27 protein-coding genes and 4 tRNA genes are annotated in these 25,441 nt (G+C 65.6%); 26 read left to right on the top strand and 5 right to left on the bottom strand.

Annotation, left to right across the window (positions count from 1 at the left end; translation table 11 throughout):
* Positions 1-69: 69 nt before the first annotated feature.
* Positions 70-930 carry an alpha/beta fold hydrolase gene (locus B0T44_RS11410; protein ID WP_077119431.1) on the top strand — a complete coding sequence of 287 codons (861 nt, stop codon included), beginning with the start codon at positions 70-72 and terminating at the stop codon, positions 928-930.
* Positions 931-943: 13 nt separating this feature from the next.
* Here B0T44_RS11410 and B0T44_RS11405 read toward each other — a convergent pair whose 3' ends face one another.
* Positions 944-1,399 (bottom strand): DUF3592 domain-containing protein, encoded by a 456-nt coding sequence (locus B0T44_RS11405; RefSeq protein ID WP_077119550.1) that lies wholly within the window; start codon positions 1,397-1,399, stop codon positions 944-946.
* Between the two features lie 40 nt (positions 1,400-1,439).
* Here B0T44_RS11405 and B0T44_RS11400 point away from each other — a divergent pair, with 40 nt between their 5' ends.
* Positions 1,440-1,946 carry a DUF2505 domain-containing protein gene (locus B0T44_RS11400; RefSeq protein ID WP_077119429.1) on the top strand — a complete coding sequence of 169 codons (507 nt, stop codon included), beginning with the start codon at positions 1,440-1,442 and terminating at the stop codon, positions 1,944-1,946.
* Between the two features lie 26 nt (positions 1,947-1,972).
* Here B0T44_RS11400 and B0T44_RS11395 read toward each other — a convergent pair whose 3' ends face one another.
* From B0T44_RS11395 to B0T44_RS11385, 3 genes are read right to left on the bottom strand one after another with little or no spacing between them, the layout of a single operon-like run.
* Complete coding sequence (locus tag B0T44_RS11395) at positions 1,973-2,416, bottom strand: VOC family protein (protein WP_077119546.1); 444 nt, start codon at positions 2,414-2,416, stop codon at positions 1,973-1,975.
* 10 nt (positions 2,417-2,426) lie between these two features.
* Positions 2,427-2,945, bottom strand: a complete 519-nt coding sequence (locus B0T44_RS11390; protein WP_081511953.1) for a helix-turn-helix transcriptional regulator — start codon at positions 2,943-2,945, stop codon at positions 2,427-2,429.
* 3 nt (positions 2,946-2,948) lie between these two features.
* Positions 2,949-4,229 (bottom strand): geranylgeranyl reductase family protein, encoded by a 1,281-nt coding sequence (locus tag B0T44_RS11385; RefSeq protein ID WP_077119427.1) that lies wholly within the window; start codon positions 4,227-4,229, stop codon positions 2,949-2,951.
* Positions 4,230-4,361: 132 nt separating this feature from the next.
* On the opposite strand from B0T44_RS11385, the gene B0T44_RS11380 reads away from it, so the two are divergent.
* A complete protein-coding gene (locus tag B0T44_RS11380; RefSeq protein ID WP_077119425.1) occupies positions 4,362-5,384 on the top strand; it encodes a polyprenyl synthetase family protein in 1,023 nt (340 codons plus the stop codon).
* Between the two features lie 349 nt (positions 5,385-5,733).
* A complete protein-coding gene (htpX, locus tag B0T44_RS11375; protein ID WP_077119423.1) occupies positions 5,734-6,609 on the top strand; it encodes a zinc metalloprotease HtpX in 876 nt (291 codons plus the stop codon).
* Between the two features lie 139 nt (positions 6,610-6,748).
* Here the strand turns inward: htpX and B0T44_RS11370 are convergent, their stop codons facing one another.
* Positions 6,749-7,240, bottom strand: coding sequence for a YajQ family cyclic di-GMP-binding protein (locus tag B0T44_RS11370; RefSeq protein ID WP_077119421.1), 492 nt, complete (start codon positions 7,238-7,240; stop codon positions 6,749-6,751).
* A gap of 214 nt (positions 7,241-7,454) precedes the next feature.
* Between B0T44_RS11370 and B0T44_RS11365 the strand changes: the two genes are divergently transcribed.
* The 22 genes from B0T44_RS11365 (at position 7,455) to B0T44_RS11260 (ending at position 25,292) form a co-directional block, all read left to right on the top strand.
* Positions 7,455-7,537: transfer RNA gene (locus B0T44_RS11365), tRNA-Tyr, on the top strand.
* Between the two features lie 288 nt (positions 7,538-7,825).
* Positions 7,826-7,898 (top strand) — tRNA-Thr (locus B0T44_RS11360).
* Between the two features lie 82 nt (positions 7,899-7,980).
* Positions 7,981-8,056 (top strand) — tRNA-Met (locus tag B0T44_RS11355).
* Positions 8,057-8,097: 41 nt separating this feature from the next.
* A complete protein-coding gene (gene rpmG / locus B0T44_RS11350) occupies positions 8,098-8,268 on the top strand; it encodes a 50S ribosomal protein L33 (RefSeq protein WP_011211653.1) in 171 nt (56 codons plus the stop codon).
* A 165-nt stretch (positions 8,269-8,433) separates the two neighbouring features.
* Positions 8,434-9,504, top strand: a complete 1,071-nt coding sequence (locus tag B0T44_RS11345) for a fused (3R)-hydroxyacyl-ACP dehydratase subunits HadA/HadB (protein WP_077119544.1) — start codon at positions 8,434-8,436, stop codon at positions 9,502-9,504.
* A 239-nt stretch (positions 9,505-9,743) separates the two neighbouring features.
* Positions 9,744-9,816: transfer RNA gene (locus B0T44_RS11340), tRNA-Trp, on the top strand.
* Positions 9,817-9,925: 109 nt separating this feature from the next.
* The gene (gene secE, locus B0T44_RS11335) at positions 9,926-10,327 is read left to right on the top strand and encodes a preprotein translocase subunit SecE (protein ID WP_077119419.1); all 402 of its coding nucleotides are present in this window, start codon (positions 9,926-9,928) and stop codon (positions 10,325-10,327) included.
* A gap of 94 nt (positions 10,328-10,421) precedes the next feature.
* On the top strand, positions 10,422-11,210 hold the full coding sequence (nusG, locus tag B0T44_RS11330; protein ID WP_077119417.1) for a transcription termination/antitermination protein NusG: 789 nt from the start codon (positions 10,422-10,424) through the stop codon (positions 11,208-11,210).
* Between the two features lie 89 nt (positions 11,211-11,299).
* Entirely contained in the window at positions 11,300-11,734 is a 435-nt protein-coding gene (gene rplK, locus B0T44_RS11325) for a 50S ribosomal protein L11 (protein WP_077119415.1), read from the top strand.
* A gap of 77 nt (positions 11,735-11,811) precedes the next feature.
* Positions 11,812-12,525 (top strand): 50S ribosomal protein L1, encoded by a 714-nt coding sequence (rplA, locus tag B0T44_RS11320; protein WP_077119413.1) that lies wholly within the window; start codon positions 11,812-11,814, stop codon positions 12,523-12,525.
* A 414-nt stretch (positions 12,526-12,939) separates the two neighbouring features.
* On the top strand, positions 12,940-13,479 hold the full coding sequence (rplJ, locus tag B0T44_RS11315) for a 50S ribosomal protein L10 (RefSeq protein WP_077119411.1): 540 nt from the start codon (positions 12,940-12,942) through the stop codon (positions 13,477-13,479).
* Positions 13,480-13,551: 72 nt separating this feature from the next.
* Positions 13,552-13,932 carry a 50S ribosomal protein L7/L12 gene (rplL, locus tag B0T44_RS11310; RefSeq protein ID WP_077119409.1) on the top strand — a complete coding sequence of 127 codons (381 nt, stop codon included), beginning with the start codon at positions 13,552-13,554 and terminating at the stop codon, positions 13,930-13,932.
* 246 nt (positions 13,933-14,178) lie between these two features.
* Positions 14,179-15,252: an ABC transporter ATP-binding protein gene (locus B0T44_RS11305; protein WP_175648090.1), complete on the top strand. Its 1,074-nt coding sequence runs from the start codon at positions 14,179-14,181 to the stop codon at positions 15,250-15,252.
* A gap of 21 nt (positions 15,253-15,273) precedes the next feature.
* Positions 15,274-16,068: an MlaE family ABC transporter permease gene (locus tag B0T44_RS11300; RefSeq protein ID WP_077119407.1), complete on the top strand. Its 795-nt coding sequence runs from the start codon at positions 15,274-15,276 to the stop codon at positions 16,066-16,068.
* Positions 16,069-16,131: 63 nt separating this feature from the next.
* Entirely contained in the window at positions 16,132-16,938 is an 807-nt protein-coding gene (locus tag B0T44_RS11295) for an MlaE family ABC transporter permease (protein ID WP_245839262.1), read from the top strand.
* A 17-nt stretch (positions 16,939-16,955) separates the two neighbouring features.
* Complete coding sequence (locus B0T44_RS11290; RefSeq protein ID WP_077119540.1) at positions 16,956-18,290, top strand: MCE family protein; 1,335 nt, start codon at positions 16,956-16,958, stop codon at positions 18,288-18,290.
* Positions 18,291-18,337: 47 nt separating this feature from the next.
* Positions 18,338-19,405, top strand: coding sequence for an MCE family protein (locus B0T44_RS11285; RefSeq protein WP_077119538.1), 1,068 nt, complete (start codon positions 18,338-18,340; stop codon positions 19,403-19,405).
* Positions 19,405-20,415, top strand: a complete 1,011-nt coding sequence (locus tag B0T44_RS11280) for an MCE family protein (RefSeq protein WP_077119403.1) — start codon at positions 19,405-19,407, stop codon at positions 20,413-20,415. Before B0T44_RS11285 ends, B0T44_RS11280 begins: the two co-directional genes overlap by 1 nt.
* A complete protein-coding gene (locus B0T44_RS11275) occupies positions 20,415-21,644 on the top strand; it encodes an MCE family protein (RefSeq protein ID WP_077119402.1) in 1,230 nt (409 codons plus the stop codon). Before B0T44_RS11280 ends, B0T44_RS11275 begins: the two co-directional genes overlap by 1 nt.
* Before the next feature lie 19 nt (positions 21,645-21,663).
* Entirely contained in the window at positions 21,664-22,923 is a 1,260-nt protein-coding gene (locus tag B0T44_RS11270) for an MCE family protein (protein WP_077119400.1), read from the top strand.
* The gene (locus tag B0T44_RS11265; RefSeq protein WP_077119398.1) at positions 22,920-24,161 is read left to right on the top strand and encodes an MCE family protein; all 1,242 of its coding nucleotides are present in this window, start codon (positions 22,920-22,922) and stop codon (positions 24,159-24,161) included. Before B0T44_RS11270 ends, B0T44_RS11265 begins: the two co-directional genes overlap by 4 nt.
* A 174-nt stretch (positions 24,162-24,335) precedes the next feature.
* A complete protein-coding gene (locus B0T44_RS11260) occupies positions 24,336-25,292 on the top strand; it encodes a hypothetical protein (protein WP_077119396.1) in 957 nt (318 codons plus the stop codon).
* Positions 25,293-25,441: the final 149 nt, after the last annotated feature.

Genomic DNA, 25,441 nt, shown 5'->3' with positions numbered 1-25,441 from the left:
AACATCGCCTGATCGCCCTCGGGTTCGCACCTGATCCGCGCTGGCGTTGCCGACTGGCACCATGGCCATGTGGAAGCGTTTGTCATCAGCCCGCCCCGCACCGGTGAACAGCGACTGTCTGACGGACGGACACTCGGCTGGGCCGAATGGGGGCCGGAAAAAGGTTTCCCAGTGCTGCTTTCACCGGGTGCGGCGACTAGTCGCCACCTCGGTTTCGGTGCCGGGATTCTCGACGATCTGGGGGTACGGCTGATTTCTGTCGACCGGCCAGGGCTGGGCGCATCGACAGCGGTCCCATCTCGCACCTTCGCCGATTTCGCCGCCGACACCCAGGAATTCGTCGAACGCCGTGAACTCGGGAAGCCGGCTATGGTCGGTAACTCACAGGGGGCACCGTTCGCGCTGGCCTGCGCCGCGGCGGAGGTGGTCGACGCACTCGCCCTCACCTCGGCTGCCGACGAGATCGCGCAGCCCCGTTTCGCCGAGGCGCTTGAGCCGCAGCTGCGGCATCTGGTGGACACCGTAGTGTTCGACCCGGTCGCCGCGCGTCGCATCCTCAGTGAATTCGATGCGCAGACGATGTGGGACATGGTGATATCCGGCAGTCCCAGCAGTGATCTGGCCGTATACCAGGACGAGGCATTCGCCGCCGCATACCGGCAGGCCCTCGCCGAAGCATTCGGCCGAGGCCCCCAGGGTTACGCCTGCGACACCGTACTTGCGATGGGGTATTGGAGTATCGACCTGGCCTCCATCCGGGTACCGGTCGACCTCTGGTACGGCGAGCAGGACACCAGCCATTCACCCGATCTCGGCGTGGGGCTCGCAGAACGCATCCCCGGGTGTGTCCGGCATGTCGTGCCGGGGATCGGTGGGGCGGTGCTGTGGACGCATGCCGAACACATCCTTCGCAGGCTGGTCGGCCGATGAGTCCCTGCCGTGCTCACTGCACCGCACCCGGCTCCCGGCCCCGCATCCGGGCCAGTAGCCAAAGCGTCGGCAGCGCCAGCGCCCAGGTGATCGCGATCACCGACAGTGCAGGCGGAATCGCCACCCGCACGTCGCGGCCGGCCACCCGTACCAGGTCGGGGTCGGCGCGACTGTATTCGACTTTGATCCGTTCCCCCGCGGTGAGGTTGGTCGGGTAGAGCACGCCCACCTTCGGATTGTGCGTCACCCCGTCGGGCGTGACGTACATGACCGCCGACCGCAGTCGTCCGGCCGACAGCACCTCGCCGGTGGTCACCCCCTGATTCGAGCTGATCAGGTAATCGTTGCGCCACGCCGCGAGCACCAGCAGCACGACGAGCACACTCACCGTGGTCGCGGCGGCGAGCACCCCGATCCGGGTCCGCCGCAGCCGCCGCGACCGCCTTTCCGACTGGGTGGTTTCCGACACCGGCACAGGCTACTGTCCGACTCGGCTAGCGTGAGCGCCCATGTCCCGAAAATTCAGGTTCACCGTGCCCTATACCATCTCGGTGAAGGAACTGCACCGGGCGCTCACCGGAGACCAGATGTGGCAGGCCCGGTTCACCGGCGCCGAAACCGCCACCCTCGACCTGGCCCACCCCGGCGGACCCGGCACCGCCCACATCGCCATGAGCGAAAAGATTCGCCCCGACAAAATCCCCGCCATCGTGCGCAAGGTACTCAAAAGCGACCTGGTGGTCTCCCGTACCGATGACTGGCAGGCGCTCGACGGCGAAATCGCCGCAGGCACCTTTCACGGCACATCGACTGGCATCTCCTCGGAGATGACCGGCAGCTACGAGCTGCGCCCCACCGCCGAAGGCTGCGAAATCGAGGTCGCAGGCACGGTGAAGGTGAAGGTGCCGCTGGTCGGCGGCGCCATCGAACCGCTCGCCGAACAGCTGCAGCACCGGGTCCTGCACAGTGAACGCAAGTTCATCGAGAAATGGGTCGCCGAGCAGCGATCCGCATAAACATCACGGTTGCGTACTCGACGTACTCACGGTTCCTGACCGGCCTGCTGGTCGAACTCGGTCGGTTCGACCAGCACCAACCAGTTACCCGAATTGTCCCGGAACACCGCCTCCACGCCGTACGGGCGTGCCGACGGCGGCTGCACGAACTCGACACCCTTGGCGGTCAGGTCCTCATACGCCTTCCGGCAGTCGTCGGTGCGCAAACCCAGCGAGCCATGCGTGCCGCTGTGCAGGGAACGACGGATCGCCTCGGCCAGAGTCTCGTCCAACGGCGGACCCGGCACCATCAACGTCACCTCCAGCTCCCGATGATCGGGATGGGCGACAGTAACCCAGCGGAACCCGTGCTCACCCATCGTCATATCGGCCGTCTCCACGAAACCGAGCTTTTCCGCATACCACTTCTTGGCCGCGTCCTGATCGGTGACATACACCGTGACCAGGGAAATATTCGTGATCGGAGTCATGGCCATCAGGCTAGGCCCGGTCGCGTCCGCCCGGCTTCTCCGAAATTGCTGTGTTGTCCCCGGCCGAAGCGCCCGGCACCGTGTTGCCCGCGGCATCGTCCGCAAGAGCCGAACCAGGCACAGGTCTCCGATCGGACAACCCGTGCATGAACACATAACAACCCGGGATACGCAGCGCGCCGTCGGCGAACTTCGCTTGATACGCCGACGGCGACACCCCAACCAGCTCGGTGAACTTCCGGGAGAACGAGCCGAGACTGCTGTAACCGACCAGCATGCACGCCTCGGTAACGGTGATATTGGTGGCGCGTAACAGGTCCTGCGCCCGCTCGATCCGGCGCTCAGCCAGATACGCCGCCGGAGTACGTCCGTAGGTCGCCGCGAAACAACGCAAGAAATAGTATTTCGACACTCCCGCCGCCGCGGCCAGCCCTGTCAAATCCAGCGGTTGCGCGTAATGCCGGTCGGCGAAATCACGCGCCCGCCGCAAATGGGGGAGCAGCTCCTCAGGGACTGGTCGCACGGGCATGGTCTACACGAACGGAGGACGTTCGTCGAACCCCATCGACACCCGCCCCGCAGCCCGCCACGCCCGCGCGGTCAGGTCGACGTCCTCATCGGTGACCAGATTCCCCATCAGCCGAACCGCGGTGCGCTGCAAGAACTTCGACCGCATCACCGGCGGACCGCCCGTCGGTACCATCCGCGGATGGGTGGCCAGACCGGCGATCCGGCGCGCCACCGAATAGGTGCGACCGTACTTGGCGCGCAGCAACTCCGGCCACATCTGCGTCAGATCCGGTTCGTCCAGCAAACCGGCCAGCATATGGCCGCCCTCCAGCCCGTAGTCGATACCCTCACCGTTGAGCGGGTTCACACACCCCGCGGCATCGCCGACCAGCGCCCAGTTGCGTCCAGCGATCCCGGACACCGCCCCGCCCATCGGCAGCAGCGCAGACGCCACCGCACGCAGCGGGCCCTCGAACTGCCATTCCTCCCGCCGCAGCGACGTGTAATGCTCCAGCAGCGGTTTCAACGCGATATGCGATGGCCTGCGCTCGGTGGCCAGCGAACCGACACCGATATTCACCTCACCGTTGGCCAGCGGAAACACCCAGCCGTAACCAGGAACCAGATCGCCGCTCGCATCACGCAACTCCAGATGCGAGGTGATCCACTGATCGTCGCTGCGCGCGGAGGTGATGTAGGCGCGCGCCGCGACACCGTAGGCGTATTTGCGGTGCCAGGTCCGGCCGAGCAGCTTCCCGATAGGGGAGCGGACCCCGTCGGCGACGATCAAGACATCGCAACCGATCTCCCGCGGCGCGCCTCCGGCACGCACCGTGACACCGGTGACCCGGTCACCGTCGCGCGTCACGTCGACCACTTTGGTTCCGTCCAGCATCCTGGCCCCGGATTTGACCGCGGTCTCGCGTAACTTGTCGTCGAGTTCGGTTCGCGGGACCGCGCTTCCGTAAGTCGGGAAGGAACCGCGCGGCCAAGGCAGCAACGCCTCCCGGCCGAAACCGGTCATCCGCAAACCGTGATTGACGGTATGCGCGCGCACCCACTCCCCGAGGCCGAGATGCTCCAGTTCCGCAACCGCGCGCGGCGTCAACCCGTCACCGCATGTTTTATCCCTCGGGAACACCGCCGCATCGATGAGCAGCACATCGCGGCCTGACCGCGCGGCCCATGCCGCCGCCGCCGAACCCGCCGGTCCCGCGCCCACCACCAGCACTTGTACGTGCTCAGGCGCCGCACTGTTCGTATCCCCATCGCGATCGGCCGGCGTCAGATCGGGTGCACCCATGGCCTCAATAGTTGCAGTACCGCCACCTCGATGTCGACGCCGGTGCGGCGCGCAGTGACGGTGTTCATGGGCCATCGGCGGTGAACACGCTAGGTTCTTCACCGTGGGTCGGACGCGTCTCTGGGAGAAGAAATGAGCACATCTGCTGTGAGCGACAAGAGCACGGTGGTGGCCGGGATCGATCTCGGTGACGCCGAACTCGCCGCGAGAGTGCGCAACGGCCTGGAGGAAGTGGAGAAACTGCTGGTCGAAGAGTTGTCCGACGGTGCAGCCTTCCTCAGGGAGGCCGCGCTGCACCTGGCGAAGGCAGGAGGTAAACGGTTCCGCCCGTTGTTCACCGTCCTCACCGGCCAGCTCGGACCCCGACCCACCGATCCCGATCTGGTCACCGCGGGCACAGTCGTCGAACTCGTGCACCTGGCCACGCTCTACCACGACGACGTCATGGACGAAGCCACCATGCGCCGCGGCGCACCCAGTGTGAACTCACGCTGGGGCAACAGTATCGCCATCCTCGCGGGCGACTACCTGTTCGCACACGCCTCCCGCCTGGTATCCACCCTCGGACCCGACGCGGTACGCGTCATTGCCGAAACCTTCGCCGAACTGGTCACCGGCCAGATGCGCGAAACCATGGGCGCCAGCGAAGCCGGCGACCCCGTCGCGCACTACCTGCGCACCGTCTGGGAGAAAACCGGTTCCCTCATCGCCGCCGCAGGCCGCTTCGGCGGCACCTTCTCCGGCGCCGACAGCGAACATGTAGAACGACTGGCCCGCCTCGGCGACGCCGTTGGCACCGCCTTCCAGATCTGCGACGACATCATCGATATCTCGTCCGAATCCGCCCAATCCGGCAAAACTCCTGGCACCGACCTCCGCGAAGGCGTTCACACCCTGCCCGTGCTCTACGCCCTGCGCGACGAAGGCCCCGACGGCGACCGCCTGCGCACTCTACTGGCACGCCCCCTGGAAACCGACAGCGAAGTCGCCGAAGCACTGGAACTGCTCGGCCGCTCCCCCGGCATGACACAGGCGAAGGAAAAACTGCGCGAATACGCCGACATCGCCTACACCGAACTCGCCGCCCTACCCCAAGGTCCCGCCAACGACGCCCTGGTCCGCCTGGTCCAATACAACATCGACCGCGTGGGCTGAAATATTGGCCGCGATTCCGGCGCGACGCTATCCCGGAACTCCACCCCCTCCGCGATCGTTACCGTGCTGTAGGACCCGAGCAGCATGAACCAGCAGCTCGGAGATACCTACCAACAATGCCCCGCGACCACGGGCACCCAGCCCATCGCGGCAAATACAGCCGATCGGTCAGCTATCCGGTTTGTGGCCCGGCCCGCGTTTCAGCCTCGCAGCTAGGAGCACCGGGGCGGACGAACGTCCGACCCTCGCGTATGCGCCGAAGGCGCAAGTCGCGGAGGCTGAAACGCGAGCCACCAGGGGACCGCAAACCCGCCGTGCCGGAGGCGCGGCAAATAGACACAGGAGCGCTATGCACGGGCACGGGTTTGCGAATGGGTTGAAGACGTTCGGGCTCATGGTCGGTCTTTCCGCCCTGATCGTGTTTGCGGGGGCGATGTTCCGGAACACGACCATTCTGGTTGTGGCGGTGGTGCTGGCCGTCGGCATGAACGCTTACGCGTACTTCAACAGTGACAGGATCGCGTTGCGGGCGATGCGTGCGCAGCCAGTCAGTGAACTGGAGGCGCCGGTGATGTACGGCATCGTCCGGGAGTTGGCGACGGCTGCTCGGCAGCCGATGCCGCGGCTGTACATCAGTCCGACGAATGCGCCCAACGCCTTCGCTACGGGCCGTAATCCTCGGCATGCCGCGGTGTGCTGTACCAGCGGGATTTTGCGGATTTTGGACGAGCGGGAGTTGCGCGCGGTGTTGGGGCATGAGCTGTCGCATGTGTACAACCGCGATATTTTGATTTCGTCGGTGGCGGGTGCGATGGCGGCGGTGATCTCGGGGTTGGCGAACTTCGCTTTTTTCGCGTCGGCGTTCGGCGGTAACCGTAACGGCGGCTCCAACGTTCTGGGTATTTTGCTGGTGTCGCTGCTGGGGCCGATCGCGGCTTCGCTGATCAAGTTGGCGGTGTCGCGGTCCCGCGAGTATCAGGCGGATCAGTCCGGCGCGGAGCTGACCGGTGATCCGCTGGCGCTGGCTTCGGCGTTGCGTAAGCTCGAACGTGGGGTGCAGGCTGCGCCGTTGCCGCCGGAGCCGCGGCTTACCGCGCAGTCACATCTGATGATCGCCAACCCGTTCCGGCCAGGGGAGCGGGCGGCCCGCTGGTTCTCTACGCATCCGCCGATGGCGGAGCGGATAGCCCGCCTGGAGCAGCTCGCAGGCGGGCCCCGCTTCTAATAAGCGCCCTGGGCGTAGCCCATCCGCCGATCGCCTCTGATGGATCGGATGCGGGGCGTGTACGCAGGCCGCACGGCTGGAGCGAATGCGGAGGTACGCACGGAGCGCACGGCTGGAGCGAATGCGGAGGTACGCACGCTTAGCGGTAGTTGACGAACTGCAGCGCGATCCCGAAATCCTCGTTTTTCAGTAGGGAGATCACTGCTTGCAGGTCGTCGCGCTTCTTACTGCTCACCCGTAGTTCATCGCCCTGGATCTGCGCCTTGACGCCCTTGGGGCCTTCGTCGCGGATTTTCTTGGAGATCTTCTTCGCGCGCTCGGAGTCGATCCCCTGCACCAGCGTGCCGGTGATCTTGTAGGTCTTGCCGGAAGCGGCCGGTTCGCCCGCGTCGAACGCTTTGAGGGAAATATCACGCCGGATCAGCTTTTCTTTGAAAACCTCCAACGCGGCTTTGACCCGTTCCTCGGCTTCCGCGCTCAAGACGATCTTGTCCTCACCGGACCATTCGATCGTCGCCCCGGTGCCGCGGAAGTCGTAACGGGTGTTCAGTTCCTTCTCCGCCTGATGCAGGGCGTTGTCGACCTCCTGACGGTCGACCTTGCTGACGACATCGAACGACGAATCGGCCACACTGTGCTCCTGTCTGACGTCTCCGGCGGCTCGAACGGCACCGGTGGGTTCGTACCCATAGTTGTACAGGGGAGTGGTCGTGCCTGGAGTATCCGTACCCGAGTGGCTGTTCCCGCAGCAGCACCGACGGCAACTCTGCCGGGCCGACAGCCAGCCGGTTTGCATTGGGGGTGTGGGTTCGTTGTATTCTGCTCAGCGCGCCGGAAAGCGCGACGGCAGGTTGCCCGAGCGGCCAATGGGAGCAGACTGTAAATCTGTCGGTGAAAGCCTACGTAGGTTCGAATCCTACACCTGCCACCGGATCACGAGCGGGCGAGTTGTGTATGCACAGCTCGCCCGCTCGTTTGTGTTCGGCCGCCGTATCCGTGCGGGTATTCGTATTGTGTTTCGATTGGTGGCCTTGCCGGTGGGATCCGTTCAGCAACGTTCCGCGATTGCGCGATTGCCGGCCAGTGATCGGAGGCAGCCCCCAGGAAACCGGTCCTGAGCTGGTAATTTGGAGCTCTCGGCGATAAGTGTGTAATCTCGTTCAAGACTTCGCCGCTCCGGAGTCGAGTTCTCTCGGGCCGGAGTGAGGCAAGTCGCGCCCCCTTAGCTCAGTCGGCAGAGCGTTTCCATGGTAAGGAAAAGGTCAACGGTTCGATTCCGTTAGGGGGCTCGCCGGATTGCCGGTGGTGACCGACTCGGCATCTCTGGGTCTTCCCGAGGTAGGGCGCGGCGCCATCGCAATGCGACGCCGTGGCGGTGTAGCTCAGTCGGTAGAGCAAACGACTCATAATCGTTGTGTCGCCGGTTCAAGTCCGGCCATCGCTACCACAACCGATCAAGCCCATCAGGTACCGGAAAGAAGGCATATCGTGGCCGCGAAGTCCACCGATGTCCGGCCAAAGATCACCTTGGCCTGCGAGCAGTGCAAGCACCGCAACTACATCACCAAGAAGAACCGGCGTAACGATCCGGACCGGCTGGAACTGAAGAAGTTCTGCCCGAACTGCGGGACCCACCGGGCTCACCGCGAATCCCGCTAGATTTCCTCGCGTTACGCTGCCACGCGGCGTGAATGACGACCGGAGGCCGCTGCCTCCGGTCTCCGCGTTCTCCCGGTCCGGATTCGGCGGATCGATGTCCGCGGTGGCGAACGCTCCGCCGACTCCGGGCTTGCGGGGTCAGATAGGTACAGTCCTCCCGTGACAATCAACACCGGTACAGAGGAAGCGGTCGCGACCGGCGAAGAACTCGACCCGGCCGCAAACGCGGCAGCGATGGTCGGTCACCACTACCGCGCCGACGACTACTACGAGGTCGGCCGTGAAAAGGTGCGTGAATACGCCCGCGCGGTGCAGGACAACCATCCGGTGCACTGGGACGAAGACGCCGCGCAGGAGTACGGCTACGACAATCTGCTCGCCCCGGTCACCTTCATCTCCCTGATCGGGATCCTGGCGCAGCGCAAACTCTTCGAAGAAGTCGTCACCGGCTACGACTTGAGCCAGATCATGCAGACCGACCAGATCCTGGAATTCCACCGGCCTATCCAGGTCGGCGACCAGTTGACCTGTGATGTCTACCTGCACTCGTTCCGTCAGGCGTTCGGCGGCGACATCATCGTCACCAAGAACATCGTCACCGATCAGCGTGACGAACTGGTGCTCACCACCTACACCACGCTCGTCGGCCGCAGCGGCGGCGATATCGACCCCAACATCGCCGACGCCGTGGGCAACGTCCTCGTCCTCATGAGCGGTGTGGGCGCCGGTGTGCCCGATTCGCATCCCCGCACGTCCCCGCCTGCCGCGCCGGCGGAGCCGGTTGTGCACGTGCCCGAGATCGCGCCGAGCAAGCACGCCATCAGCTTCGACGACGTGCAGGCAGGTGATGAACTGCCGCCGCGTACCGTCCGGCTCACCCGCGGCGATCTGGTGAACTACGCGGGCGTTTCCGGTGACGCCAACCCCATCCACTGGAGTGACGAGATCGTCGAACTCGTCGGCCTCGACGACGTCGTCGCGCACGGCATGCTCACCATGGGGCTCGGTGGCGGTTTCGTCACCTCCTGGCTCGGCGATCCCGGCGCGGTGAAGGAGTACAACGTCCGGTTCACCAGCCCCGTCTTCGTCGGCGCCGAACAGCCCGCCGAGATCGAGTACACCGGTAAGGTCAAATCCGTCGATCCGGAAGCCAGGACCGCTGTCGTCGCGATCGTCGCCAAATCGGGTGGACGCAAGATCTTCGGCCGCGCCACTGCCACCGTCCAGCTGTCCTGACCTGGACCGGCGACCCGGATTCGCTATTGACGGTGACCGTGCCGTACACTCGGGTTTCTGGGGTCACCAGCCGATGCGCGCTGCTCTGCAAGGCTGGTTCCTGGCGGAGGGTGAAACGCTTCGCCGACGGGGCCGGCAAATGCCGGGGCAGCGCGCGTGTTGTGTGACACCGGAACGCGACAACTGAATACAGCACATGTGGCTGGGCTGGAACTACGTTCGCGAGTCCGACCAGCCGAAGGGGCGTAGCTCAATTGGCAGAGCAGCGGTCTCCAAAACCGCAGGTTGCAGGTTCAAGTCCTGTCGCCCCTGCCCTGGATGCCAGCGACGGAGAGAGGATCGACGTGAGCGAGCGTAGCGAGCGAGCCATTGGCACAGCGCGCATCGCGCACGGCGGCTCCGAGCGAAGCGAGGAGGCGGCGTGAGCGACGAGCGGGATACCACTCGCCACGGCGCGCATGCGGCCGACGACGGCGATGGCACTGCCGCTGCGCAGCGGCCGAGCGGTAAGCGGTCCGCCCGGCGGGGCCGGGCAGGCTCGTCGGACGCGGAAACCGGCGCTGTCGCCACGATCGACCGGCCCATGCGCAAGGCATCCACGACCTCCGGCCGGGCTGGGCGTGAACGGTCACGCAATCCGTTCAAGCGGCTGATCAAGTTCCTGCGTGAGGTGATCGCGGAACTGCGGAAGGTGATCTGGCCCAACCGGAAGCAGATGATCACCTATACGAGCGTTGTTCTGGTGTTCGTGGTCTTCATGGTCGCGTTCATCAGCGGGTTGGACCTGGCGTTCATCAAGGGTGTCAGCTGGCTGTTCGGCTAGCCAACGAGCCGACGCCGGTCGCCAGGAGCGTGGTACGCCGCGTCGGCCCGGCACGCAGAGGATGTATGTGACGACACAGGAAGCGAGTGCCCCAGTGAGCACCCCGGAGAACGACACACACGACGAGTTCCCGGTCGACGATACGACGGCCGAGCAGGCCGCCGCGTCCGTCGAGGAGCCGACGGCCGACGCCGAGTCGGTGGCTGTCGACGAATCCGAGCCCGCTGCCGAGGCACCCGCCCCCGTTGACGAGGCGCCCGCCGATCCGGTCGAGGAGATGAAGGCCGCGCTGCGGCGCGCCCCGGGTGAGTGGTATGTCATCCACTCGTATGCGGGTTACGAGAACAAGGTCAAGGCCAACCTCGAAACGCGCGTGCAGAACCTGGACCTCGAGGACTACATCTTCCAGGTGGAGGTGCCCACCGAAGAGGTCACCGAGATCAAGAACGGCCAGCGCAAGAACGTCAACCGCAAGGTGCTGCCGGGCTACATCCTGGTCAGGATGGATCTCAACGACGAGTCGTGGGGTGCGGTGCGCAACACCCCCGGCGTTACCGGGTTCGTCGGCGCGACTTCGCGCCCGTCCCCGCTGTCTCTCAACGACGTGGTGAAGTTCCTGGTCCCGGCCGCGCAGCAGAAGAAGGCCCCGGCCGCCGCGGCCGCTGCCGCGCCCGAGACGGCCGCCGAAACCACCGCCAAGCCCGCGATCGAGGTCGACTTCGAGGTCGGCGAATCGGTGACCGTGATGGACGGTCCGTTCGCGACCCTGCCTGCCAGCATCTCCGAGGTCAACGCCGAACAGCAGAAGCTCAAGGTGCTGGTGTCGATCTTCGGCCGCGAAACCCCGGTCGAGCTCGCGTTCACCCAGGTCGCGAAGATTTAAGCGGCGGTATCGCCCTGCCCGGGATGTTCCGGGTCCGGTCTTGCAATCAGCAAGGAACACGCACACACCAGAAAAACTTAGGAAGAAAGATGCCCCCCAAGAAGAAGAAGCTCGCCGGGATCATCAAGCTTCAGATCCAGGCAGGCCAAGCCAACCCCGCCCCTCCGGTGGGTCCGGCGCTCGGCCAGCACGGCGTCAACATCATGGAGTTCTGCAAGGCGTACAACGCCGCGACCGAGTCGCAGCGCGGCAACGTCGTCCCGGTCGAGATCTCGGTGTACGAGGACCGGTCCTTCGACTTCAAACTGAAGACGCCGCCTGCCGCCAAGCTGCTGCTCAAGGCTGCCGGTGTGCAGAAGGGCTCCCCCGAACCGCACCGCAACAAGGTCGCGAAGGTGACCATGGACCAGGTGCGTGAGATCGCCAAGACCAAGCAGGAAGATCTGAACGCCAACGATATCGATCAGGCCGCCAAGATCATTGCGGGCACCGCGCGCTCGATGGGCATCACCATCGAGGGCTGAGTCCCGGCGTGCAGGTGGGAGGGCCGGCCAGGCCCGGTTACCACAGCTGAACCAGACTACCCAAGGACAGACTGAACATGGCAAAACGAAGCAAGGCATACCTCGCCGCGGCCGAGAAGGTCGATCGCAGCACGCTCTACTCCCCGCTCGCCGCCGCTCGGCTGGCCAAGGAGACCGCCACCACCAAGACCGACGCGACCGTCGAGGTCGCCGTCCGCCTGGGTGTGGATCCCCGTAAGGCCGATCAGATGGTGCGCGGCACGGTCAACCTGCCGCACGGCACCGGTAAAACCGCCCGAGTCATCGTGTTCGCGGCCGGTCAGAAGGCGGCCGAGGCCGAAGCCGCTGGTGCCGACGCCGTGGGCGCGGAGGACCTGATCGAGCGTATCCAGGGCGGCTGGCTCGATTTCGATGCCGCGATCGCCACTCCGGACCAGATGGCCAAGGTCGGCCGTATCGCGCGTGTCCTCGGCCCGCGTGGCCTGATGCCGAACCCGAAGACCGGCACGGTCACCACCGATGTCACCAAGGCGGTCGCCGACATCAAGGGCGGCAAGATCAACTTCCGCGTGGACAAGCAGGCCAACCTGCACTTCGTGATCGGCAAGGCGTCCTTCGACGACACCAAGCTGGTGGAGAACTACGGCGCCGCGCTGGAGGAGATCCTGCGTGCCAAGCCGTCTACCGCCAAGGGCCGCTACGTCAAGAAGGTGACGGTTTCGACGAACACCGGACCGGGCATCCCGGTGGACCCGAACCGCACCCGCAACCTCCTGGACGAGGACGCGTAAGCGAGACCCCGAACACCGCCGAGCAGCGGGAGCGTCATTGCACGCTCCCGCCGCTCGGCATATCCGGCCTCCCAAGAGGAGGATCTGGCGGGCGCCGCCTGGCTTCGATACCCCGTTTTGCCAGATGGTGGCATGTCCAGGTACTCTTAACGGCAGTTATCGACATGTTCGATCGCTACCCAATCCGTTCTACCGAAGACCGTTGGTCGCTGATTCCGTATGGGATCGGTCGAAGGTCCGGCGAGAGTGCCGGCGGCCCACGCAGGGAGAGCCGAGGCTGGGAGTCGGCTACGATTTCGTGGTTCGATATTTCCTGTTGCGCCCCGGAACGCTCTGCGTTCGGGGCGTTTGTTGTTTCGCCGTCCTCTGATCGGTAGTGCACAGACGAACCGACCATCAGAGAGGAGGCGAAGTATGGCGAAACCCGAGAAGGTCACCGCGGTTGCGGAGATCGCTGAACAGTTCCGGAACTCGACGGCCACCGTGATCACGGAATACCGTGGCCTGTCCGTCGGTGCTCTGACCGAACTGCGCCGCGCGCTCGGCACCGAGGCCACGTACTCCGTCGCCAAGAACACCTTGGTCAAGCGCGCTGCTGCCGAGGCCGGTGTGGAAGGTCTGGACGACCTGTTCGTCGGGCCGACCGCGATCGCCTTCATCGAGGGCGAACCGGTCAACGCGGCGAAGGCGCTGAAGACCTTCGCCAAGGACCACAAGGCGCTCGTCATCAAGGGCGGCTACATGGACGGCAACGCGCTGTCCGTGGCCGAGGTCGAGAAGATCGCCGACCTGGAGTCCCGCGAGGTGTTGCTGGCCAAGCTGGCGGGCGCCCTGAAGGGCAATATGGCCAAGGCTGCCGGTCTGTTCAACGCTCCCGCCTCGCAGGTGGCCCGCCTGGCCGCCGCGCTGCAGGAGAAGAAGCAGGCCGAAGGCAGCGACGCCGCCGCGGAGTAACCACCGCAAACCCCTCCGCGGGACGGCCGCAGGCCCGCCCGCACAGACATCAACTATCGAAAGGACACGATTATGGCCAACGTCGACGAACTGCTCGAGACCTTCGGCAACATGACCCTGCTGGAGCTCTCGGACTTCGTGAAGAAGTTCGAGGAGAAGTTCGAGGTCACCGCGGCTGCTCCGGTCGCCGCCGTCGCCGCTGCTCCGGGTGCCGCTCCCGAGGCCGCCGCTGAGGAGCAGGACGAGTTCGACGTCATCCTCGAGGGCGCGGGCGACAAGAAGATCCAGGTCATCAAGGTGGTCCGCGAGATCGTCTCCGGTCTGGGTCTGAAGGAAGCCAAGGACCTGGTCGAGGGTGCCCCGAAGCCGATCCTGGAGAAGGTTGCCAAGGAAGCCGCCGACGCCGCCAAGGAAAAGCTGGAAGGCGCAGGCGCCAAGGTTACGGTCAAGTAATTCGACCGGTGAACCGGAACGGGCGGTCCCATTCGGGGCCGCCCGTTTTACTGTGTTCACCTGCGATGCACGGCTGTCGCAGGATTTTCTCGAAAGGCCTTCCTGGTTACTGCCCGGTCAGGTCCGGGGTGTGCTGTACCGGACACATGCGTTACAGTGGCCCAACCCACTGTGACGTGACGCACCGCGAATCGAAAGTGTGTGGAATCGCGGGTGGGCGGCTCGCTGAGAAATGTGGAGGTTGGCGTGGGCGTCGAGGTCAGGACCGAGAGTGTAACCAAATCGTTCGGTTCACAACGGATTTGGCAGGACGTTTCCATCACCCTGCCCGCAGGTGAAGTCAGTGCGCTGCTCGGCCCCTCGGGTACGGGTAAATCGGTGTTCCTGAAATCGCTGATCGGTCTGCTACGCCCCGAGCGCGGCTCGATCTACATCGGTGACACCGATATCACCACCTGCTCCAACAAGGAGCTCTACGAAATCCGCAAGCTCTTCGGCGTCCTGTTCCAGGACGGTGCGCTGTTCGGCTCGATGAACCTCTTCGACAATGTCGCCTTCCCGTTGCGTGAGCACACGAAGAAGCCGGAGTCGGAGATCCGCAAGATCGTCATGGAGAAGCTGGAGCTGACCGGTCTGCTCGGGGCCGAGGGCAAACTGCCCGGCGAAATCTCCGGCGGTATGCGCAAACGTGCCGGCCTGGCCCGTGCGCTGGTGCTCGACCCGCAGATCATCCTGGTCGACGAGCCCGACTCGGGTCTCGACCCGGTCCGCACCTCCTACCTGAGCCAGCTGCTGATCGATATCAACGCCCAGATCGACGCCACGATCCTGATCGTCACGCACAACATCAACCTGGCCCGTACCGTGCCGGACAATATCGGCATGCTGTTCCGCCGCCAGTTGGTCATGTTCGGCCCGCGTGAGGTGCTGCTGACCAGCGAGGAGCCGGTGGTCAAACAGTTCCTCAACGGCCGCATGATCGGGCCGATCGGTATGTCCGAAGAAAAGGACGAGGCGCAGATGGCGCGCGAGCAGGCGATGGTCGACGCGGGCCATCACCACGGCGGCGCCGAAGAGGTCGAGGGCATCATTCCGCAGATGAAGGCCACCCCCGGTATGCCGGTGCGCCAGGCGGTGCATCGCCGCAAAGAACGCGTCCGCGAGATCATGCACACCCTGCCGCACGCCGCGCAGGTCGCGATCCGCGAATCGCTGGCCGAAAACGACGACACCCAGGTGATGTCCTACAGCACGAGCCAGCTGAGCAACTACCCGGGCGGCGACGACACGACTGTGCGCCAGAACACACCGCAGGGGTAATCGCAGGTAACATCTGCGTCCGTGAACACCGCCCTGGCGCGTTTACGGAATCCGGTCGATACCGGGTTTGCTCAGGCAGGCAATATCTTCGCGCTGCTGCTCGATGTGGTGCGCAAGACGCTGTCCCGACCGTTTCAGTGGCGGGAATTCATCGAACAATCCTGGTTCATCGCCAGTGTTTCGATTCTGCCCAGCGCTTTGGTCGCTATTCCGTTCGGTGCGGTCGTCGCGCTGCAAACCGGGTCGCTGATCAAACAGCTGGGCGCCGAATCGTTCACCGGCGCGACCAGCGTGCTGGCCACCGTACAACAGGCGGCGCCTGTGGTGACGGCGCTGATCATCGCGGGCGCGGCCGGTTCCGCGGTGGCCGCTGATCTGGGGTCGCGCACCATCCGCGAGGAGATCGACGCGATGGAGGTGCTCGGCGTCGACCCGGTGCAGCGACTGGTGGTGCCGCGCGTGCTCGGCATGATGCTGGTGGCGCTACTGCTGAACGGGCTGGTGTCGGTGGTCGGCATCGCGGGTGGATATTTCTTCAACGTGCTGCTGCAAGGCGGGACGCCGGGTGCTTATCTGGCGTCGTTCTCGGCGCTCGCGCAGCTGCCAGACCTGTGGATCGGAGAAATCAAAGCAGCTGTTTTCGGCCTGCTCGCCGGCGTTATCGCCGCGTACAAGGGGCTGCATCCCAGCGGGGGACCGAAAGGAGTCGGTGACGCGGTGAACCAATCAGTGGTGATCACGTTCCTGGTGCTTTTTTTCGTCAACCTGATCCTTACCCTGGTCTATCTGCAGGTTGTTCCGGCCAAGGGCTCCTGACCGGTGGCGTCGGGCTACCGCGTTCCCGTCCTTTCCAGTACGGCCCGCCGGGCTGGGGCTGTGCTGCGCGCGCCGTTGCATGTCATCGACCGCGCCGGCGAGCAGATGTCGTTCTACACCCGCACCGTCGCCTGGATTCCGCGTACCACGCTGCATTACCGCAAGGAGATCATGCGGCTGCTGGCGGAGGTGACGTTCGGCAGCGGCGCGCTGGCGGTGATCGGCGGGACGATCGGCGTGATCGTCTTCATGTCCGGCTCGGTGGGTGTTGTGGTCGGATTGCAGGGATTCAAGGCGCTCGACGCACTGGGCAGCTCGGTGTTGACCGGTTTCCTCACCGCCTATATCAACACCCGTGAGATCGCGCCGCTGGTCGCCGCGTTGGCCTTATCGGCGACGGTGGGCTGCGGGTTCACCGCCCAGCTCGGTGCGATGCGCATCTCCGAGGAGATCGACGCGCTCGAGGTGATGGCGGTGCCGGGGGTCCCGTTCCTGGTCACCTCCCGGGTTATTGCCGGGTTCCTTGCCGTTGTCCCGCTCTACGTGGTCGGACTGCTGGGCACATTCATCGCTTCCCGGCTGGTGAGCATCTATTTCAACGGCCAGTCCAGCGGTTCCTACGACCACTATTTCGGGCTGTTCCTCCCCCCGGAGGACGTGCTGTATTCGTTCCTCAAGGTCCTGGTGTTCGCCCTCGTGATCATCCTGGTCCACTGCTACTACGGTTTTCATGCCACCGGTGGTCCGGCCGGGGTCGGCGTGGCCGTGGGGCGGGCGGTGCGGGCGGCGATCGTGCTGGTGAACGTGCTCGATTTCTTTTTGAGCCTGGCCATCTGGGGCACGACGACAACGGTGCGGGTGGCCGGATGAAAGGTGACCGGCTGCGGATGTGGCGCGCGACCGCGACCCTGCGGGTGCGGTTGCTCGGCATCGCCTTCTTCGTGGTGGTCGCGATGTTCTTGTGGACGACGATCGCGATCTACAACAAACAGTTCGTGCGTTCGGTCGAGGTGGATCTGATCACCGACAGCGTCGGTAACTCGCTCACCCGCAATGCCGATGTCAAAGCGCGCGGTGTGCGCGTCGGCGAAGTGCGTTCCACCGATACCGCGGACGGGAAGGTCGTCCTGCATTTAGCGATCAATCCGGCGATGGCCGGACAGATCCCGGTGAACACCACCGCGCGACTGCTGCCGAAAACCCTGTTCGGGGAGCGCTATGTGGCGCTGATGATCCCCGAAGCCCAGGCCGCGCAGCACATTTCCGACGGGGTGACCCTGCATCAGGACAGTAGCGGTAACGCCGTCGAAGTGAGCCAACTTCTCGACGATCTGCTGCCGCTGCTGCAGGCCATTCCGCCGCAGGATCTCGCGACCACCTTGGGCGCGCTGTCGCAGGCGCTGTCCGGTCAAGGGAAGGCGCTGGGGGAAACGCTCGACAAACTGGACGAGATTCTCGCCGAAACCAACAGTGTGCTGCCGGATCTGCAAGCCGGGCTGCGCAGCTTCGCCGAGGTTGCGGCCACCTACTCGGACGCGGCCCCGCAATTGGTCAACGCTCTGGATCAGCTGCGCACCACCAACGCCACGATCGTGCAGCGGCGCACCGATATCGACGTGCTGCTGGCGACATTGACCCCGACCTCCACCACGACCGCCGATTTTCTGTTGGTCAACCGGGACAACATCATTGATGTGGCCGCCGACGCCCGTCCGGCGCTGGAACTGCTGGCCACTTATTCGCCGACCTATGCGTGCGTTTTGCGCAACTTCGCGCAGATCCGGCCGCGGATCGACCAGATCATGGGGATGGGCACCGACCGTCCTGGGTCGCGGGTGACCATCGAGCTGACCAATACCCGCGGCCGATATCTGCCCAACCAGGACGAACCACGCTGGCTGGACACCCGCGGCCCCTCCTGTATCCCGGAGTTCCCCCTCGGTGTCGACCCAGGCCAGTACGTGGGTGGGCCGAACAACGACGGCTCGTATCAGCCGCCGAGCCGGTACCCGGGCCAGCAGCAGATACCGCAGCTGCCGGTACCGCAGTTCGGGGTGTTCCCCGCGGGTAAGACGCCGGCCCTGCCCGGGTCGCCGCTGGAACGGCATACGCTCGGCGCGATCTACGGCGCCGCCAACGGGGTCGCACCGCAGCAGGTTCCCGGCTGGTTGACCCGAGTGGCCGCACCCGCGTTCCGGGGGAGCGAGGTGAGTATGCGATGACCGCCGCGGTGCGGAAGAAAATCGGAGGTCCACGCGGCCTGCGCGGTCTGCGCGGGCTGGGCGGGCCGCTGACCAAACTAGCGATTTTCGTCGCGGTGACCCTGTTCGCCACCGTGATGCTCGGATTGTCGATCGCGAACTACACCGGCGGCGGGCCGTCGTTCCGGGCGCGGTTCACCGATGTCACCGCATTGAACGAAGGCGACGAGATACGGATCGCCGGTGTCCGGGTAGGCAAGGTCACCGGTATCGCGATCGTGGACCGGCGGCTGGCCGAGGTGGAGTTCGAACTCACCGACCGCGACTGGCTGCCCGCGGGCACGACCGCCACCATCCGCTACCGCAACCTGGTCGGGCAACGGTATATCGCGCTGGAACGCGGGCCAGGGGATCAGGAGCAGAAACTGGAGCCCGGCAGCACGATTCCGCTGGAACGCACCCGGCCTGCGTTGAATCTGACCACCCTGTTCAACGGTTTCCGCCCGCTGCTGAGCACCCTGTCCGCCGAGGACGTGAACAAGCTGACTTATCAGATCGCCCAGGTTTTCCAGGGCGAACAGGGCACCATCGCCGATCTGGTGGCCAGCACCGCGAACTTGACCAATAAGGTCGCCGACAAGGACGCGGTGATCGGTGCGCTCATCGACGAGCTGACCGAGGTGCTCGACACCGTCAACACTCGCGAGGACCAGCTCGACCAGTTGCTGATCAACACAGCGGCGCTGGTCGACGGGCTGGCCGCTGAACGCGACACCATCGGCCGCTCGGTCGCCTCGCTGGCCGATCTGACCACCGCCACCTCCGAACTGCTCGTGCCTGCCCGGCCTTCGCTGCCCGGCGCGATCGCAGGATTGCGCGAGCTGACCGGCACCATCGACGAGCGCCGCGACGAGGTGAACCAGGCACTGGCGAACCTGCCGGTGAAAATGGAGAAACTCGGCCGGGCAGGCAGCTACGGCTCCTGGTTCCAGTTCTATTTGTGCGGTCTGGATATCGTCGCCGGTCCGGGCGCGCCGGAGGCACCGCAACTGAATCTGCCGGTCGGCCTGCCGACAGTCAATCAGCCGCTGTACACCAACGCCGCGCCCCGCTGCCGCGGTACGGGAGGCCGCTGATGGACGATCGCGCACTGTTCGGCGGGCGCAGTCCCAGGTTCCTCGGCGCGCTCGGCGTGGGCATGGTGGTGCTGGTGACGTTGTCGGCGTTCTTCCTCGACCGGTTGCCGATCATCGGTGCGGGGGTCGAATACCAGGCCGAATTCTCCGAGGCGGCCGGACTGGACCGGGGCGACGAGGTGCGGGTCGCGGGTGTGAAGGTCGGTTCGGTGTCGGGGGTGTCGCTCGACGGTGACCGGGTGGTGGTCGAATTCCGCACCAGGGACACCTGGATCGGGGACCGCACTACCGCATCCATCCAGATCAAAACCCTGCTCGGCCAGAAGTATCTGGCGCTGGACCCGCAGGGTTCGCGGCCCGCCGACCCGAGTGTCCGGATCCCGTTGGACCGCACCGTGGCTCCCTATGACGTCATAGACGTGTTCAGCGACACCGCGCGCACGCTGGACGATATCGATACCGATCAGCTCGCGGCCTCGATGCGGGCGCTGTCGGATGCGTTCGCCACCTCACCCCCGCATATCCGCAGTGCCATCGATGGTGTGAAACGTCTGTCGGAGACAGTCGCCACCCGCGATGAACAACTGCGCAAACTATTCGCCGCGACCGAACAGACCACGCAGATACTTGCCGACCGCAACAGCGAATTCGAACGACTGCTCGCCTCGGGCGGGCGCTTGCTGGCCGAACTCAATATCCGGCAGCAGGCGATATCGCAGCTGCTGTCCGGCGCCAAAACCCTGTCGAACGAACTGCGGGCGCTGGTGGCCGACAACGAACAGCAGATCGGCCCGGCGTTGACCAATCTGATGGCGGCGATCGATGTGCTCAACGCCAACCAGCGCAACATTTCCAGAACCCTCGAACTGGCCGCGCCTTTCTACGGCCTGTATGCGAATGTGCTCGGCACCGGGCGTTGGTTCGACGCCGTCATCGTCAATATCACTCCGCCGGGACTGCCGGAGGTTCCCGGCTACCGGCCGCCGGTGCGCACACTGGGAGGCAACTGATGGCGACCAGGCGTGCGACGCAGGCGGCGCTCGCGGTGGCAGTAGTGGTGGTGCTGGTGCTCGCCGTCGGCACCTGGTGGCTGTTCAACCGGTGGAACACGACGACGATCACCGCCTACTTCGAGCGCGCTGTCGGCATCTACGAGGGATCGGATGTGCGGATCCTCGGGGTGCCGGTGGGGTCGGTGAATTCGGTGGAACCGATCGGCGCGCAGGTGAAAATCGTGATGAGTGTGGACCGTTCGTACGACATTCCCGCCGAAGCCAAGGCCGTACAGATTTCCCCGGCGGTGGTTTCGGACCGCTATATACAGCTCACCCCCGTGTATCGCGGCGGCCCGAAGATGGGACGCACCGCCACCATCGAACGCCACCGGACCGCGACCCCGGTCGAGATCGACCAGCTCTACCGCAGCATTACCGAACTTTCCTCAGCACTCGGCCCGGAAGGAGCCAACGCCGACGGCGCGCTGACCGAACTGGTGCAAACCACAGCGGCGAATGTGTCCGGTAACGGGCGTGCACTGGCGGACAGCCTGACCCAACTGTCTCGGGCGGCGCGGACCCTGTCCGATACCCGCGGCGATATTTTCGCCACCGTCGAACATCTGCAGGTGTTCGTCAGCATGCTCGCCCGCAACGACCAGAACGTGCGCCAGTTCAATATCCAGCTCGCCGATCTGGCCGCGTTTCTCGCCGGTGAGCGCCGTAATCTGGGTGACGCGCTGGAACTGCTGTCGCTTGCGCTCGGCGATGTCGCCAGGTTCATCGACGACAACCGCGCGCTCGTCGCGGGCAACGCGGAACGTCTGATCACCCTCACCCAGACGCTGGCAGGCCAGCGCGACGACCTCGCCGAAGCGCTGCCGGTGATACCGGTGGCGTTGAGCAATCTGATCAACATCCACAACGCCGAATCCGGCACCCTGGATATGCGCGCCAACTTTCCCGACCTGCAGGATCCGTTCGGCGCCCTGTGCAAACTGCTCGACCTGGGCAAGCTCAGGCCGGGCGACCCCGAATTCGAGGCGCTGGGGAGGCAGGCGCGGCCCCTGCTCCAGCGGTGCGAGCAGCTCACCGGCCAGCTCACCGCGGCCGTACAAAGCTCGTCGTTGATCCTGCCGTTCGGCATCCTCAGCGCCGAGAACCAACAGCGTTACCCCGTGCCGGGAACGGTGCCCGGGACACCGTCGCATCGGCTGCCGCCGTCACAGGAAGGTGCGCGATGAACCCGCAGGGAGGTGCGCGATGAGCCGCCTCCGGCGAGTGAGCACATTCGCCCGCGCAGGCGCCGCGGTATGCGCCGGTCTGCTGCTCACCTCCTGCGCGGACGGTATCTACAGCATTCCGCTGCCCGGCGGCGCCGACCTCGGTGACCACCCGATGCATATCGATATCCAGTTCGACGATGTACTGGATCTGGTGCCGCAGTCGGCGGTGACGGTCGACGGGGTGCCGGTGGGCCGGGTCGAGGAGATCTCGCTCGGCGCGGACGGCTGGACCGCGACTGTGTCGACGCTGGTGAACGCCTCGGTCGAGCTGCCTGCCGATGCGCGGGCCGAGGTGCGCCAATCGAATCTGCTCGGGGAGAAGTTCATCGAACTGTCCGCACCCGAAAACGGCACCGTCGGCCGCGGCGGGCCCCGGCTGAGTGACGGCGCGGTGATCCCCCTGGGCCGTACCCGGCACGCCACCGAGGTCGAGCAGGTGCTCGGCGCGCTATCGCTACTGCTCAACGGCGGTGGTGTGGCACAGCTGCAGCCCATCGTCGCAGAGCTGTCCACCGCACTCGACGGGCGCGAGGGTCGGGTGCGGGCGCTGCTGGAGAACGCCGAAAGCGTGATCACCGGCCTGAACGAGCAGGTCGCCGATATCACCCGCACGCTCGACGGATTGGAAACGCTCAGTAACCGCGTTGCCGCCCAGACCGGGCAGCTCGAGCAGATCCTCGACGAACTGCCCGAGGGCATCCGGATCCTGGAAGAACAACGCCCGCAGCTGATTACACTGCTCGAGCAGCTGGACCGGCTGGGTCGGGTCGGCTTCGATGTGATCAACACCGCCAAAGACGACCTCATCACCGATCTGCGCGCGCTCCGCCCGACCCTGCAGGAACTCGGCCGCGCCGCACCGGATCTGGTGACCGCGCTCCCCTTGATCCCGACCTACCCGTTCCCCGATTCGACCCTGGCGGGAACCTTCGGCGGGCAAGTCAACACCTTCCTGTCGGTGGATCTGCAGATCGGCGTCGCGTTGAGCAACCTCGGCGTCGGGAAACCCGACCCGGTCTATATTCCGCCGGTCGGCCCGCCGGTGAACGTGAACCCGACCAACCCGTACTACAACGGCAACGGCCCACGGCCGGGCTGGCCGACGGTATCGCTGTCGCTGCTGCCGCCGCTGCCACCGGGCCTGGTGGCGCTGCCGGAACCAGGACAGACCGCCGATGCGCGGCCGCGAGCCGCCCAGATCCTGGAGCAGATGGGGATCGGCGGTGGGCCGCGATGACCCGTCTGGTGCGGTATCAGCTCATCGCGTTCCTGATCGTCGCCGTGCTCGGCGTCGTGTACGTGGGTGGGCGTTATATCCGGTTCGATCAGATGCTCGGGTTCGGCAAATACGAGGTGTACGTGCGCGCCGAGCAGACCGGCGGCGCCTATGACGGCTCCGAGGTCACCTATCGCGGTGTCCCGGTCGGCCGGGTCGGCGCTCTTCATCTCACCGACGCCGGGGTGCTGATGGAGCTGGTCATCGATTCGAGTTCGCCGCCGATTCCCGCATCCGCGCACGCGGTGGTGGCCAACCGTTCGGCGATCGGCGAACAGTACGTCGATCTGCAACCCGATACCACCGAGGGGCCGTTCCTACACGACGGTTCGATCATCGACACCGTGACCACCCCGGTCCCGGTGGAGCAGTTGCTCGGCAGCGTCGATGCCCTGGCGGCCACCGTCGACCTGCCAGCCCTGCACACCACGATCACCGAGCTGGCAACCGCGTTGGATGGCAAAGGCGGTGAACTGCACGGGCTGATCGATTCGCTGCGCACATTCACCGACACTTTCCACCACACTCTGCCGGAGACGATCCAGTTGATCCGCGACGGCCGGATCGTGCTCGACACCCAAGCCCAGCAATCCACCGAAATCCGCCGGTTCAGTGATGGGCTGGAAAAACTGACCGCGCAGTTGCGCGATAGCGACCCCGCGGTGCGCAGACTCATCGGAACCGGTACCGACGCAGGACAGCAGATCAGTGCGTTACTGGACGAAAGCGGCCCCGCGCTCACCGCCGACCTGACCAATCTGCGCGCCCTGCTGCTGGCCGTCTCACCCCAGTACTACGCGGTTGAACCGTTGCTGCAGATGCTGCCGCAGCTGTCCATCGGCGCCTCGGCGACCGCCCCCGGCGACGGGACCAGCCATTTCGGCCTCGTCCTTGAAACGAACAACCCGCCCGCCTGCACCCTTGGCTACGAGGGCACCCAGCGAATTCTCGACGAGATGAAAGCCCGCGACCCGGACTTCGACGACACTCGCGACGAGTTCCCGTTCAACACCGAGGCCGCATGCACCGTGCCGTTCGGCAACCCGACCGCGGTGCGCGGCGGCGCGCGCGCCGACCTCGCCGACCCGGAAATCGTCCAGCCATGGGACGACAACCCCAAAACCGACCCGGACAAGCTCAACCTGAACCCGATCGCCGAGGAAATAGCTGCCCTCCTCGGCGTCACCCCGAAACGCTGACCATAGGTGAGGTGCTGCGTAGTGAATCTCGACTCTGGTGATCCCGCAGAGCTCGTCGGCCCCGTTGGGCCGCTCCCCACGGATCGGGGGGGATCCAGCGCGGCGAAGGGACGCCAAGTCGCCTCACCCGCATCACCCGGGAGAGCAGGCAGCGCGGGGGCCTCCGGCGACAGTGTGACCTCCGGCTATGTGGCCCCTGGTGACGGCCCCGACGCCGGCCTGACGCAGCAGGCTGCTGCGGCCAACAGCCCGTTTCTGCGCAAGATGCTGCGTAGACGGCGAGAAACGGCGCACCCGGCGCAGCAGTTACGGTCAGGTCCGCTGGTGGTGGTCACCATGCTCTCGGCGGTGACTGTTGTCGCGTCGCTCGCTGCGGCGGTGTGGTTCGGGGCAGGTTGGGTGCGGGCCGCGTACTTCACCGACGGACCGCGGGCCGCGGCCAGGGACGCGGCACTGGACGCCGCGCAGCAGGCCGCGATCAATATGACGTCGATGGACACCGCCGACGTCGCGGGGTCCCTCGCGCTGGCCAGGTCGTCGATGACCGGCGCGATCCTGGAATCGGCGACCGAGCATCAGCAGCAGGCCGAGCAGATGGCCACCGAAGCCGGGGTGCGGATGCGCTCGCAGGTACTGGGCGCATCCGTGACCTCGCTGAACTCCGAACTGGACAAGGCCTCGGTGCTGGTGGTGCTGCGGGTGGACGAGACCGAGCCGGACCAGCCGGACAAGCCGGGTAACGCCTTCCGCTACACCTGGGCCCTCGATATGGCCAAGGAAGGCGATACCTGGAAGGCCGAACAGGTGTCGTCACTCGGTCAACCGGTCCCGCTGAGCAGTGGCAACACCGAAGCCCGAACACCTGCCCCCGCGCCAGCTGCACCGCCCGCGGCCCCGGCCGCTCCGGCGGTGCCGCCCACCACCGCGGACGCTCCCCCCGCAGCTCCGGCCGCACTACCCGCCGCTCCATCCGCGGATACCCCGTCGCTTACTCCGCGCGCGGTCCCTGCTCCCCCGGCCGCCGGTGATGGCTCTGGGACGGATGCGGTGTCGGAGGGGGCACGACCGGATGCCCATGCAGCGGTTCAGCTGCTATCGGGAGCCACGAACCCGGAGGGACAGCCATGGTGAACCGTCGCACCGTCAACCGCGTCTCGCCGACCCGGCGTCCGGGAAACCGGCGGCCTCGGGTGGCCGGAGACTCGGGGCTCATCCGTTCCAGTCGGCGCGCCGCCGCAGGTGTGCAGGCCCCGGCTCGTCCCCGGCCTGCGGGTTCGAGA

It is taken from the genome of Nocardia donostiensis, assembly GCF_002081715.1.
Classification (GTDB): Bacteria; Actinomycetota; Actinomycetes; order Mycobacteriales; family Mycobacteriaceae; genus Nocardia; species Nocardia donostiensis.
This window is presented reverse-complemented; position numbering and strand designations above follow the sequence as displayed.